At 45.6% G+C, this 12,878-nt stretch carries 18 protein-coding genes and 1 other annotated feature; of the genes, 2 read left to right on the plus strand and 16 right to left on the minus strand.

The genetic code is table 11. From position 1 onward, the window contains the following. The first annotated feature begins 31 nt into the window (after positions 1 to 31). Positions 32 to 403 (plus strand): TIGR04086 family membrane protein, encoded by a 372-nt coding sequence (locus tag GZ22_RS09435; RefSeq protein WP_038561610.1) that lies wholly within the window; start codon positions 32 to 34, stop codon positions 401 to 403. 34 nt (positions 404 to 437) lie between these two features. On the opposite strand, the gene yajC is transcribed toward GZ22_RS09435, so the two are convergent. From yajC to GZ22_RS09470, 7 genes are all read right to left on the minus strand, one after another. After that, a complete protein-coding gene (yajC, locus tag GZ22_RS09440; RefSeq protein WP_038561613.1) occupies positions 438 to 701 on the minus strand; it encodes a preprotein translocase subunit YajC in 264 nt (87 codons plus the stop codon). Between the two features lie 16 nt (positions 702 to 717). After that, entirely contained in the window at positions 718 to 1,854 is a 1,137-nt protein-coding gene (gene tgt / locus GZ22_RS09445) for a tRNA guanosine(34) transglycosylase Tgt (RefSeq protein WP_038561616.1), read from the minus strand. A gap of 29 nt (positions 1,855 to 1,883) precedes the next feature. Further along, a complete protein-coding gene (gene queA, locus GZ22_RS09450; protein ID WP_038561619.1) occupies positions 1,884 to 2,912 on the minus strand; it encodes a tRNA preQ1(34) S-adenosylmethionine ribosyltransferase-isomerase QueA in 1,029 nt (342 codons plus the stop codon). Positions 2,913 to 2,934: 22 nt separating this feature from the next. Then, positions 2,935 to 3,126: a DUF2905 domain-containing protein gene (locus GZ22_RS09455; RefSeq protein WP_167332585.1), complete on the minus strand. Its 192-nt coding sequence runs from the start codon at positions 3,124 to 3,126 to the stop codon at positions 2,935 to 2,937. Positions 3,127 to 3,131: 5 nt separating this feature from the next. Beyond that, positions 3,132 to 4,133: a Holliday junction branch migration DNA helicase RuvB gene (gene ruvB / locus GZ22_RS09460; RefSeq protein WP_038561625.1), complete on the minus strand. Its 1,002-nt coding sequence runs from the start codon at positions 4,131 to 4,133 to the stop codon at positions 3,132 to 3,134. Positions 4,134 to 4,145: 12 nt separating this feature from the next. After that, positions 4,146 to 4,760 carry a Holliday junction branch migration protein RuvA gene (gene ruvA, locus GZ22_RS09465; RefSeq protein ID WP_038561628.1) on the minus strand — a complete coding sequence of 205 codons (615 nt, stop codon included), beginning with the start codon at positions 4,758 to 4,760 and terminating at the stop codon, positions 4,146 to 4,148. A 119-nt stretch (positions 4,761 to 4,879) separates the two neighbouring features. After that, positions 4,880 to 5,365 (minus strand): BofC C-terminal domain-containing protein, encoded by a 486-nt coding sequence (locus GZ22_RS09470; protein ID WP_038561631.1) that lies wholly within the window; start codon positions 5,363 to 5,365, stop codon positions 4,880 to 4,882. 165 nt (positions 5,366 to 5,530) lie between these two features. On the opposite strand from GZ22_RS09470, the gene GZ22_RS09475 reads away from it, so the two are divergent. Then, positions 5,531 to 5,740, plus strand: a complete 210-nt coding sequence (locus tag GZ22_RS09475) for a hypothetical protein (RefSeq protein WP_038561634.1) — start codon at positions 5,531 to 5,533, stop codon at positions 5,738 to 5,740. Between the two features lie 39 nt (positions 5,741 to 5,779). Here GZ22_RS09475 and GZ22_RS18385 read toward each other — a convergent pair whose 3' ends face one another. The 9 genes from GZ22_RS18385 to GZ22_RS09520 form a co-directional block, all read right to left on the minus strand. Beyond that, positions 5,780 to 6,985, minus strand: a complete 1,206-nt coding sequence (locus GZ22_RS18385; RefSeq protein WP_038561637.1) for a LysM peptidoglycan-binding domain-containing protein — start codon at positions 6,983 to 6,985, stop codon at positions 5,780 to 5,782. 89 nt (positions 6,986 to 7,074) lie between these two features. After that, entirely contained in the window at positions 7,075 to 7,938 is an 864-nt protein-coding gene (pheA, locus tag GZ22_RS09485) for a prephenate dehydratase (RefSeq protein ID WP_038561640.1), read from the minus strand. Positions 7,939 to 7,956: 18 nt separating this feature from the next. Beyond that, on the minus strand, positions 7,957 to 8,406 hold the full coding sequence (locus GZ22_RS09490; RefSeq protein ID WP_038561641.1) for an ACT domain-containing protein: 450 nt from the start codon (positions 8,404 to 8,406) through the stop codon (positions 7,957 to 7,959). Between the two features lie 28 nt (positions 8,407 to 8,434). Beyond that, complete coding sequence (gene obgE, locus GZ22_RS09495; protein ID WP_038561644.1) at positions 8,435 to 9,715, minus strand: GTPase ObgE; 1,281 nt, start codon at positions 9,713 to 9,715, stop codon at positions 8,435 to 8,437. A gap of 9 nt (positions 9,716 to 9,724) precedes the next feature. After that, a complete protein-coding gene (locus tag GZ22_RS09500; protein WP_038561647.1) occupies positions 9,725 to 10,258 on the minus strand; it encodes a Spo0B domain-containing protein in 534 nt (177 codons plus the stop codon). Positions 10,259 to 10,388: 130 nt separating this feature from the next. After that, complete coding sequence (rpmA, locus tag GZ22_RS09505) at positions 10,389 to 10,679, minus strand: 50S ribosomal protein L27 (RefSeq protein ID WP_038561650.1); 291 nt, start codon at positions 10,677 to 10,679, stop codon at positions 10,389 to 10,391. Positions 10,680 to 10,693: 14 nt separating this feature from the next. Further along, complete coding sequence (locus tag GZ22_RS09510; protein WP_038561653.1) at positions 10,694 to 11,023, minus strand: ribosomal-processing cysteine protease Prp; 330 nt, start codon at positions 11,021 to 11,023, stop codon at positions 10,694 to 10,696. A gap of 8 nt (positions 11,024 to 11,031) precedes the next feature. After that, positions 11,032 to 11,340, minus strand: a complete 309-nt coding sequence (gene rplU, locus GZ22_RS09515; protein ID WP_038561656.1) for a 50S ribosomal protein L21 — start codon at positions 11,338 to 11,340, stop codon at positions 11,032 to 11,034. A gap of 11 nt (positions 11,341 to 11,351) precedes the next feature. Continuing rightward, positions 11,352 to 11,421 (minus strand) — a sequence feature (ribosomal protein L21 leader region). Between the two features lie 36 nt (positions 11,422 to 11,457). Continuing rightward, on the minus strand, positions 11,458 to 12,870 hold the full coding sequence (locus GZ22_RS09520; RefSeq protein WP_123921898.1) for a ribonuclease E/G: 1,413 nt from the start codon (positions 12,868 to 12,870) through the stop codon (positions 11,458 to 11,460). Positions 12,871 to 12,878 lie beyond the last annotated feature (8 nt).

Raw genomic sequence — 12,878 nt, forward strand, 5'->3', positions numbered from 1 at the left:
GTAGCCATATAGACTAGCTGGAGGGATCTTTGTGAAAAGAAATGTACAAGCTATATTGTATGGTTGGATTACCGTATTTGCGCTGCTGCTATTCATCAGCTTCACACTAGCATTATTGCTTCGCTTCACGGAGATGGGGAAAGGCATGCTGGACTGGACAACCCTTGGAGCTGGAGTACTCAGTTTGTTCATCGGGGGTTTCATTGCGGGAGTGAAAGGCGAAGATAAAGGCTGGATGCTCGGCGGTATGACCGCAATCGGATTTTCTCTTTTCATCCTTCTCTATCAGTATCTCGGTTATCAGGTAGGATTTTCAGGAACACAATTATTGACGCATGGCGGCTTTCTAGCAGCTGCACTAGTCGGAGGTATGATTGGTGTTAACATTAAAACGAGCACATAAAAAAGACAGGAGAGAAATCTCCTGTCTTTGTCTTTTACACTTCTGAAGGTTTAACGTCACGGATCGCGTTACGATCGAACGTCAATTTACTGCCGTCATCCGTAGTCAGGACTACAGATGCCTCGTCTATAGCATGCACCTTACCATGTAAACCACCGATGGTAACGATGCTGTCTCCTTTTTTCAAGCTAGACTGCATTTCTCTAACCTGTTTCTGACGCTTCTGCTGCGGACGAATCAACAGGAAGTAGAAGATGACAAACATTAATACGATCAGTATTAAACTTTGAATATTCATTTACTGCTCCCCCTTTCTAGAAATTCTTCGCGTTCGGCTTGTTGAAACCATAACTTTCGAAGAATTCATCTCGAAAATCGCCAAGTCGATCCTCTTTGATCGCCTCTCTGACTTTCCTCATCAATTCTATCAGAAAATGCAAGTTATGGTAAGTAGTTAGCCTAAATCCGAAAGTTTCGTTACATTTGATAAGATGGCGAATGTAAGCGCGTGAATAATTCTTACAAACCTTACAATCACAATTCTCATCAATCGGACCGAAATCACGAGCGTATTGCGCGTTACGTACTACAAGACGGCCTTTGGATGTCATACATGTTCCATTACGTGCAATTCGAGTCGGAAGCACACAATCAAACATATCGATACCACGGATTGCACCGTCAATCAAGGAATCTGGTGAACCAACACCCATCAAGTAGCGTGGTTTATCCTGCGGAAGCCATGGAGTGGTAAATTCCAGCACACGGTTCATGACGTCCTTCGGTTCGCCTACAGACAGACCGCCGACAGCGTAGCCAGGGAAGTCCATACTAACAAGATCCTGTGCACTCTGTTTACGAAGTTCTTCAAACTCACCGCCCTGTACAATTCCAAATAGTCCTTGTACATCCGGACGAGCATGTGCTGTTAAGCAACGCTCAGCCCAACGGCTTGTCCGCTCTACCGATGCCTTCATATAATCATATGTCGCTGGATATGGCGGACATTCATCAAATGCCATCATAATGTCACTGCCAAGTGCGTTCTGGATATCCATTGCTTTTTCAGGGGAAAGGAATAACTTCTCTCCACTGATATGATTACGGAAATGCACGCCTTCTTCCTGAATATCACGAAGATCACTCAGACTGAAAACCTGGAAGCCGCCTGAATCTGTCAAAATAGCGCCATCCCAGTTCATAAATTTGTGCAAGCCGCCTGCTTCGCGGATAATTTCATGACCTGGACGAAGCCAAAGGTGATAGGTGTTTGATAGAATAATATTCGCGTTAAGTTCGGTTAATTCCTCCGGACTCATCGTCTTTACTGTTGCCAGTGTTCCTACTGGCATGAATGTTGGCGTCTCGAAGCTCCCGTGAGGAGTATGTACGATTCCGAGCCTAGCGCCTGTCTGCTTATCTTGTTTAATGAATTCATAACGAATTGCCATATTATAGTAGTTCCCTTTCTATTATCAATCTATACGAGCAGCATTGCATCGCCGAAGCTGAAGAAACGATAGCGTTCTTCTACAGCTGTCCGGTACGCATCAAGGATGAAGTCACGTCCGGCAAATGCACTAACAAGCATAATCAATGTGGATTTCGGCAAATGGAAATTAGTGATCAAGCCGTCTATAGCTCGATAGGTGAAACCTGGATATATGAAAATATCCGTCCAGCCGCTTGCTGCCACGAATTTTCCATCATGATCACGTGTGATTGTTTCCAATGTACGCGTCGATGTCGTTCCAACTGAGATGATCCGTCCGCCGTTTTCACGGATCCGAGTCAGCTGATCTGCTGTTTCCTGTGACATCTGATAGAATTCAGCATGCATTTCATGTTCCTCTATAGAATCCACACTTACAGGGCGGAATGTCCCCAACCCAACATGAAGTGTGATGAACGCAATTTCCACACCTTTTTCCTGGAGACTAGCAAGCAGCTCCTTCGTAAAGTGCAGTCCTGCTGTCGGTGCTGCAGCAGATCCTTGTTCCTTTGCATACACAGTCTGATAACGCTCCTGATCGGGCAACTGTTCCTTAATATAAGGTGGTAAAGGCATTTCACCAAGCTGCTCCAGCACTTCATAGAAGATGCCATCATATTGGAACTCAACAATCCGACCACCATGCTCAAGTAATTCCTTACATACAGCTGTTAGTTTTCCGTCACCAAAGCTAAGCTCTGTACCGACTTTGACTTTCTTGGCCGGTTTGACCAATACTTCCCAGCTGTCACCTTCCACTTGCTTCAGTAAGAGAATCTCTACTTTTGCCTGTGTGTCCTTCTTAATACCATACAATCGTGCCGGAAGCACACGTGTATCATTTAAAACAAGACAGTCACCAGACTTTAGATAGTCACCGATATCAGCAAAATGGCGGTGCTCCATTGTCTTCTCTTCTTTATTTAACACAAGCAGCCTTGACGCAGTCCGATCCAGAAGCGGCGTCTGTGCGATCAGTTCTTCTGGTAAATGAAAATCGTATTCCTGTATATCCATACCTGTTAACTCCTAGTCTGTATCAGCGAAATTTGTTGAAGAGGAACAATATAAGCGACAGTACAATACTAACTACAATCGATGTTACGATCGGAAAGTAGACTGTCGTGTTCCCTTTCTTAAAAACGATATCTCCTGGCAGTTTGCCAACAAACGACATTATGATGCCGATTATAATACACACAACGCCTATAAGAATAAAGATTTTTCCAATGCCGGTCAAGCCCCTGGCACCTCCCGGTTGAAATGGGCATAGGCAAGATGGGTCACAACGCGACCGCGCGGTGTTCGTTGTATGAAACCAATCTGCAGCAAATACGGTTCGTATACATCCTCAATCGTCTGTGACTCTTCTCCGATTGTCGCACTGATTGTATCAAGTCCGACTGGGCCTCCGCGAAATTGATCCATGATTGTTGTCAGCAGCTTATGATCGATATGATCAAGGCCCTTTTCATCCACTTGAAGCTGATTAAGCGCTGCATGGGTTGTTTCCTGTGTAATATAGTCTTCCCCTTTGACCTGGGATATATCGCGTACCCTTTTCAGTAGGCGATTGGCAATCCGGGGTGTTCCCCTCGAACGCAATGCTACCTCGTTGGCAGCAGAAGGTTCAATCTCAACATCGAAAATGACTGCTGTACGCTCGACAATGCTCGCCAAATCTTCCGTATTATAGAATTCAAGGCGGCTCAGCACACCAAAACGGTCTCTGAGAGGTGCAGATAGTAATCCAGCTCTCGTCGTCGCACCAACCAATGTGAATGGCGGCAAATCAAGACGAACGCTGCGTGCGCTAGGTCCGGTTCCAATGACAATGTCCAGAAAGAAATCTTCCATAGCGGGATATAGTATCTCCTCAACCGCTCTTGGCAATCGATGAATCTCATCGATGAACAGCACATCGCCTGCTTCCAGCGAGCTTAAAATCGCTGCCAAATCTCCTGCTTTTTCAATAGCAGGTCCGCTCGTTGCCCGGAATGATACTCCCATTTCATTGGCAATAATCGACGCCATCGTTGTTTTACCCAGTCCTGGTGGTCCGTAGAGCAAAACATGGTCAAGCGGCTCATCACGCATCTTTGCTGCCTCTATGAAAATAGCCAGATTTTCTTTTGCTTTATGCTGACCGATGTATTGCTTTAAGGTGGACGGGCGCAGACTGAGCTCGATCACTTCGTCTTCCTGTTTCAATTTGTTCGTAATCATGCGATCTTCCATCTTCGCACTCCTTTATTTCTTTTGACTTAACAAAGCCAAACCTTTCTTAATCAGGTGATCAGCACTGTCGCTATCTTCTTTTTTCAGCTGCGGCAAGACTGCTTTAATTTCCCGCTCTTGATATCCTAGAGCCCGCATTGCATCTTCTGCATCTGCTAATGCAAGACGTTTCTTAGATGTATTGCTTTCTGTTCCAGCAGATGCTTCGATTGCAGTAAGCGATACCATATAAACGAGCTTACCTTTCAAATCGAGCACCATTTGACGTGCTGTCTTCTTCCCAACACCCTGGAAGCTTGTCAGAAACTTATCATCTTCCCGTTCAATTGCTGCGACAAATTCCTCGACATTGACACCTGCTAGGATCTGCAAGGCATTTTTCGGTCCGATCCCTGACACCCCAAGCAGTTTTTGGAACAAGAACTTGTCTTCTGTATTCTTAAACCCGAACAATGTCTGGGCATCCTCCCGTACATAATGATATGTATGGACAAGCGCCTCCTTGCCTTCTTCCATTTGGAATTGGAAAGGATTCGGGCAAATGATTTCATAACCTACACCGTGTGCTTCTACAAGCACAGCTTCTTCTGTAATTCCAGTAATCTTGCCTTTAACATACGCTATCATGCTGTTTCTCTCCTACCTGAATCAATAACTTCCTTCTATTTTACCACACAAGCGTATGTTCGTATAAGGTTAATGGCGAAAAACAGGAAAAGGATCTCCCTCTCCTGAGGGACGATCCTTTAGCTTGGTAGCGGTGCTATATCGTTTTTGGAACGGAATGCTTCCAGGACATCTTCATACACTTCTCTAGATTGAATCTTGATCCCATCTTCGAGCTCTTCCGCTTGATGACTTTCCAACTTTCCTTTATTTATCTGATAAAACGATTGGATTGCTTGCTGATCTACCGGCCGGCCTTCGAATATGGTGAGCTTACCTTTGTATATACCGAAATAGCCATTCTTCTTTAACGAGGGTGAAATATCCATCACTTCCTGTTTGAATACAACTAAACCTTCTTTCTGGGAAACAAGCTGCCAATCATGATAGGTTGACCAGAAATCTTCCATTGCATAGATTTTCTCTTGATGGGTCACCTCTGTCTGCTTGCCATCAATATATTGACGTTGCAGTACGACCTTCACTTCTACTGGATCCGCAGCTTGCACTGTTACACTTGGAATTACTAAAAGGAAAAGCAAACAAAAGACTAAGAAACGTCTCATGATCTTCCACCCCTATTCCGTTACATTTGCCTTCATTTTTTCCTGTTAACGCTTCTTTATCCGTTTTTTTTGAAAAAATAATAGTTTGACCGACACTTTTCTGGTTTTCTTTTCGATTATATGTGGTAAAGGATTAGAAAGTTGAAAACAAAGGCGGGATAAAAAGTGAGAAACACTACGCAGCAAAAGTACCTCCACTACGTGGAAGCGAAAAGCGAAGCAAATATGGCGAGCGTTTTCTCAGAAGAAAAAGCGACCTTGATACTTAGAAATCACATTCAACACGCCGGTTTGTCCAAAGCAGAAGTACTTGCTATGGAAGATAAGTATCGTCAGGATATGCACCGCATTTTCGAAGAGCATGGTATATTATAAATGAAAGCCCCTTCAACGGTAGAAGGGGCTTTTTTTATTTCACTTATTTTCTTGTTCATCTCCCGGCAGATCTTGGGCAGGAGAAGGCTCATAGAAATCAGCGAGCGGCTGTTGTACACCGTAAGGATCTCTGAATTCCGGCTGTGCTTGTGTAAATTCTGGTGCCGCAGGAAAAGGAATATCCGGACCGCAACAAGAGCGCATTGCCGCTGGCGGGTAGGAATAAGGCGCTGGTTGATCATAAGAGTTAAAAGGCACTTCCCTTTGCTGACCTGGTTGGACTCCTTGCATGTTCCAATCACCTTGCATTTGCTGGCCTGGCTGGCCTCCTTGCATCATTCCCCAGTCACCTTGCATTTGCTGGCCCGGCTGGCCTTCTTGCATGTTCCAGTCACCTTGCATTTGCTGGCCCGGCTGGCCTCCTTGCATACCCCAGTCACCTTGCATTTGCTGGCCCGGCTGGCCTCCTTGCATGTTCCAGTCGCCTTGCATTTGCTGGCCTGGCTGGCCTCCTTGCATGTTCCAGTCGCCTTGCATTTGCTGACCCGGTTGGCCTCCTTGCATGTTCCAGTCACCTTGCATTTGCTGACCAGGCTGGCCTCCTTGCATGTTCCAGTCGCCTTGCATTTGCTGGCCTGGTTGGCCTCCTTGCATGCTCCAGTCGCCTTGTATCTGGCCCGGTTGCATTCCCGGCATATTTCCACCGCCATGCATAGGCATGCCACCATATCCTGGCTGCTGTATCAGCCAGCTTCCGTGCTGTGGCTGCTGCCAGGTACCTTGATGGGGCTGCTGATAAGATGGAAAGCCTTGCATTTGCTGCCCTTGATGCATTTGCGGCATCGGCTGCATAGAAAGTGCTCCAGTATAAGCCTGTTGCTGCGGCATATTCGGATAAGAGCTTCCACCTTGACCTGGCATAGAGATTTGCGGCATCTGCGGCATAATCGGATATGGAGTAGCAGACATGTCATCTTCTTGGATCGCTGGTGTATTATGGAACGTTTGAGCAGGTGTTTGTTGACCTGTGTTTGCAGGCGGTGTGCTTCCTTCAGCTTCAGAGCGAAGAACTGCTTCCTTTGCTACTGCTTTTGCTGTTGATGGTATTTTCAACTTCATTCCTGGCACCGCAAGCTCCGGCTCACGGATATGCCCGTTTAATCCTCGCAATTCGTCAAAGCTGACACCATATTTTCTCGCGATACTCCACATAGTATCGCCTTTCTGTACAATATGAATCTTCAAAACTGAAACTCCCCTTTCATGAATTCACGCACTACTTCACCATCTTATGCATCACATTCAAAAAGGTTGAAATAGAAAAAGCCGGCACACTATAAATTCGCGCCGGCTTTTTTCTCATATTGATGGATTGGGTAGCTTCCAAGTACCGTGAGACTGCAGCCTAAAGCTGTTAGCTCTTGTTGTACACCTTGGAAGAGTATATCCTCTGCTTCACACGTTACATCCATAATGAAGAAATAATTCCCCAGACCAGTTTTCATCGGTCTGGATTCAATTTTCGACATATTGATATTCCGCCAAGCAAATGCTGCCAATACTTGATGCAGCGCACCTGCGTAGTCACGAGGAAGAGTTACATATAATGACGTCTTTCTGTTAGTACTTGAAACGATTGTTTCAGGTACTTTCGCTGCAGGGTCTGCCAAAATGAAGAAGCGTGTATGATTATTTGCATAGTCATGGATATCTTCTTGCAGAATCGTCAGACCGAACTCTTTTGCAGCCAGTTCATTACCGATAGCCGCTGCGGGCTCCTCCATATCAGCAACCATCTCAGCCGCTGTACCAGTGGAGGAAGTCGCATGGGTAACCGCTTGCGGGAGCTTTGTATGCAAAAACTGATGACATTGCGCAATTGCATGACTATGCGAATATACCGCTTTAATCTCACTTAACTCCAGCTCATTCTTCGTAAGTAAATGCTGACGTATCGGAATAACAATCTCACCGACAATCGGCAGTTTCGCTTGATGAATAAGATAATCCATCGTAATTGGCACTGTACCTTCAATCGTATTTTCGACTGGAACGACACAATAGTCCATTTCCCCATTTGTGACAGCGTCCATGCATTGCGGGATTGTCGCATAGCTATATGCTTCTTCACCAGGGAATAACGCATCTACAGCCATTTTCGTGAATGTTCCCTTTGGTCCTAGATAACTGATCTTCATCTTCCTCTGCTCCCTTGCCTAAGCTTCCGAACTCAAAATCTCTACTTTATCTACATATGCTAATGCTCTCAGTTCATCCAGCAGCGACTGGATATCAGTATGCATGCCTGCCGTATTCAATGATATGGTGACATTGGCTCTTCCTTGCAAGGGTATCGTCTGATGAATTGTCAGGATGTTGCCCCCTGATCTTGCTACGATGGCCAATAGCTCGGACAGCGTACCAGTCCGATCCTCTAAGTGGAAGAAAAGAGTGATCATCCGCTGCTTCACCATGGCGCGGAACGGGAATACAGCATCCCGATACTTGTAAAAAACACTGCGTGAAAGGTCAACCTGCTGTACAGCATCGAAAACAGAAGCAACCTTTTTGCGCTCCAGCAGTTCCTTTGCCTGCAATGTTTTTTTCATCGATTCCGGCAGTACATCACTGCGCACGAGGTAAAATTGTTCTTCCTTCTCTGCCATGCTATTCCCCACCTTGGCTCACACAGAATCAATCAATAAATTCGAACTCTAATTCCAATAGACGGATAATATCGCCATCTTTGGCTCCGCGCTTGCGCAATGCTTCATCTACGCCCATAGCACGCATTTGTCTGGAGAAGCGTCTAGCAGCTTCATCTCGGTTGAAGTCTGTCATCTTAAACAGCTTTTCAATCGGTTCTCCATACAATACATACGCTCCATCCGGATCACGAGTGATTTCAAATTGCTTCTCTGCTTCCTCGAAACGATACACAACACGTTCTGTCTGATCTTCGACTGGTTTTTCGATTTTCGGGATCTGATCCAGCTTGTCCGCAATAGCATACAGCACATCCTGAAGACCATCACGAGTAATGGCAGAAATCGGAAATACATCAATATCTGCTGGTATTTTCTCTTTGAAAACGACCAAGTTTTCTTCCGCTTCCGGAATATCCATTTTGTTGGCGATGATGATTTGTGGACGGGTTGTAAGATCCTCATTATATTTCTTGAGTTCTTCATTAATCGTCACATAGTCATCGTACGGATCGCGACCTTCAGTCGAAGCCATGTCAATCACATGGACAATGACACGAGTCCGCTCTACGTGCCGCAGAAACTGGTGTCCCAGCCCAATCCCTTCATGTGCTCCCTCGATCAGTCCTGGTAAGTCAGCTAATACAAAGCTGCGCTGATCTTGCGTTTCGACAACGCCTAGATTAGGAGCAAGTGTCGTAAAATGATAATCCGCAATTTTCGGTTTTGCAGCACTAACGACAGATATGAATGTGGATTTACCAACACTCGGGAAGCCAACTAGGCCAACATCAGCGATCAATTTAAGCTCAATCTGAAGATTACGCTCCACACCCGGTTCACCATTTTCAGCAAAGTCAGGAGCAGGATTACGCGGTGATGCGAATCGTGAATTTCCACGACCACCGCGGCCGCCTTTCGCTATAACTGCCTCTTGTTCATGTTTTGTCAAATCGGCAATTACTTCACCTGTATCTTCGTCTCGAACGAGTGTGCCCGGTGGTACTGGCAAGATAAGCGGCTCTGAGTTTTTCCCATGCTGCCCTTTACTCATACCGTTTTCACCGCGTTTAGCTTTGAAATGACGCTGGTAACGGAAATCCATTAATGTGTTTAAACCTTCGTCAACTTTGAAAATGACATCTCCGCCACTTCCGCCGTCCCCACCCGCTGGACCTCCAAGTGGAATATACTTCTCTCTGCGGTAAGCAACTATACCATTACCGCCATCGCCTGCTTTTACAAATACTTTGACCTGATCTACAAACATGGTTTCACCTCATATATTGCACGCCAGTACGATAGTACAGCGTGATTTCTTCTCTGGCAATGATTCAATTTTCACTTCTCGGACATAATCTTTCTGGCCGATCAGCTGTAAATTATTCCAGCCCGTAAACGTTCCTACAAACGACATTTCTATGACTGGCTCTTCCTCCCGCGTCTTTACATGGAGCAAGCCTTCATACAATTCCATCTCCTGCGCACTTTCACTTAATGCATCCACTACTGCTTCTAAGTTTTCTCGAATTCTCTTGTCATATTCCCAAATCTTCGGTATGGACTCTTCGACATGGAATTTAATCCGAAACTGAGAGTAGGTCCAGTTGAATGAAAGAATCCAGACGAAAGTCTCTGGAATGTTCAGATTGGACAGCTTTCGCTCTTCATCTGCCAAATAAATGGCTTCCTCGATTTTTTCCTGTACCTTTTCATCCTTACCTAATTTGGAATAGCTATGTAGGAGTTGGAGCCGATTCATCCATTCATGGCGTGTAAATCCTAACAGCGTCATCACTTCATGATATTCCAACTGTATTCCTCCTTTAAGAAAAAGCAGTTGAGAGGGCAACTCCTTCTTCATACTCAACAATATGTGGTGCAAATAGATGTGGATTAGAAAAAAAGACCCTAACCCGAAGGCTAGAGTCTCTCTCCAAGAATTAAGCTTCTTGAGCTACCGGATATACGCTGACCTTTTTACGGTTACGGCCATAGCGTTCGAATTTAACAACACCATCGATCTTAGAGAACAATGTGTCGTCTCCTCCTTTTCCAACGTTTGTTCCTGGGTAGATTTTCGTACCGCGTTGACGGTAAAGAATGGATCCGCCAGTTACAAACTGACCATCAGCGCGTTTAGCGCCTAGGCGTTTGGATTCAGAGTCACGTCCGTTTTTGGAGCTACCAACACCCTTTTTGGATGCGAAAAACTGCAAATCTAAACGTAGCATAGTGGTGCACCTCCTTATTGTTCAATAATTCTTATATGCTTCCCATAGTCCTGTTTAATCGTTTGGAGAGAGACAAGCATACCTTCAAGCAAAAGAGAAGCTTTATCAAGCTGCTCCTCGGACAATTGATCGGGAAGTACTACACGTAGATACCCACCGTCGCCGCCCTGCTCCACCTCTGGCTCAAACTCACCGAGAACGAAAAGGCTGTTCACTGCTCCGAAGCTAACTGCCGAAACAGCTGCACACACAAGATCATAGCCATAAGGGCCGCTCTCCGCATGTCCGCTAAGCTCAAAGCTGTGAATATCCTCGTCAACACGGTTTATTGTAACAGTTATCATGGTTCGCCTTACGCGTTGATTTTGCCGATTGTCAATTTAGTGTAAGGTTGACGATGGCCTTGTTTGCGTTTGTAGTTTTTCTTCGCTTTAAACTTGATCACGTTGATCTTCTTAGCGCGGCCTTGCTTCTCAACAGTTGCAGTAACCGTCGCACCTTCAACGAATGGAGCACCGATTTTAACATCGTCGCCACCAACTACCAATACTTTGTCAAAAGTAACTTCTGCACCGTTCTCTCCGTCCAATTTCTCAACGTAGATAGTTTGTCCTTCTGTTACTTTAACTTGTTTTCCACCAGTTTCAATAATTGCGTACATAACGCACCTCCTCTTAAACTCAGACTCGCCATCACAGGCGCACTAGGGCTTGTAACCTGATCTGCGCGGTTGTAGCACGGGTGCTAACCTCGTGTAACATACTGATGTTATCATACATCAAAAAAGATTGTCAAGACTATCTAACCCATCTCTTCTAACAGTTTCCGTATCTGTCTCCGTCAACTTGAGTTCATTTGTATCCCGAAATTTTACAAACACGGATGCATTAGCAGAATTGCTTCCTGCCAGTTTAAGATAATGCTTGATGTGTTCCTTTTTACCGGATAGTATATATGTTTTTTCTGCTGACAGACTAATGATTTCCCGCTCAAGCTGGAAACATTTCGTCTCAAAGGAAAGATTTCTGTTAATCGGCTCCTGAAGCTGCTCCATCAAGGACGGCCGTTCCCGTTTCCGCGACATTTCCAAAAGACCGAGCTTCGTGAATCCATAGACTTCTGTCCGCTGCGCATCCTGCTGAAGTGCTTGGCGGAAAGTTTGAAGAACAGCGCGCTGCTGGTCCGGGCGTTTCATGGAGACAAAATCTATCAGTATGATTCCAGACAGATTTCGAAATCGAATTTCCCGGGCAATTGCCTTTGCCGCCAGCTGATTAACCATGACAGCTGTCTGGTTCTTGTCTGAATGTCCTGTGTAGCCGCCGCTGTTTACATCAATCACCGTCAGCGCTTCTGTTTGATCAATATGCAGAGTGATGCCTCTGTCAATATTCGTAACCGGAGCAACTAGTTGCTCCCAAAGCACAGACAGCGGCTGAGGCAGAAGTGTTTCTGCCTCTCTTTCCCACTTGATCTTCTCGCCAAGCTCTGGAAACTGCTTGCGAAGCTGTCTCGCTTCGAATCCATCATCCACCACGATTTCATCTATATTCCCTGCAGGCAAGCGTCGGAGCAGCTGATCCGGAATAAGGGCATCCTGGTAGATAACCGCAGGTGGGGCAGCATTCTTTACTAATAAGCTATGCCACCGTCCTCGAAGCCGCTCCAATTCTTTCAATATAACTTCTTCTGGTAATTTATCTGCTTCCGTACGTATAATGACACCTTCTCCTGGGATTAGCAGGTCCGCCATTTGCGCCTTCCATTTGGCCGCTCTTTCTTCCGGCAATTTCCTAGAGACAGCTACGTAGTTCCCATTCGGCAAATAAACGAGTGCATTACCTGGAATAGTGATAATAGCTGAAAGCTTCGCTCCTTTTGTACCATAAGCATCTTTTTGGACTTGAACGAAGAGTGTCTGCCCTTCCTGAATTGCCTGCTCGATACGGAGTAATTGATCTTGTTTGCACGCCGGGACTTCTTCACGCTGTAAAAATCCTTGCCGTTCATCTCCAAAATCAACAAAGGCCGCCTGCAAACCATGATCCACATGCCGAACAATACCTTTAAAGATGCTGCCTACTTTCGAACCTATTCCCGGCCTGTCCAAGAACACTTCCTGAACTTGCCCGCGCCCCACTGTTAAAGCTACTTTTTCCGTTCCTCTGAAAAATATATATAATGATAGCATTGCTTTCC

The organism is Terribacillus saccharophilus (genome assembly GCF_000725365.1).
Taxonomy (GTDB): domain Bacteria; phylum Bacillota; class Bacilli; order Bacillales; family Amphibacillaceae; genus Terribacillus; species Terribacillus saccharophilus.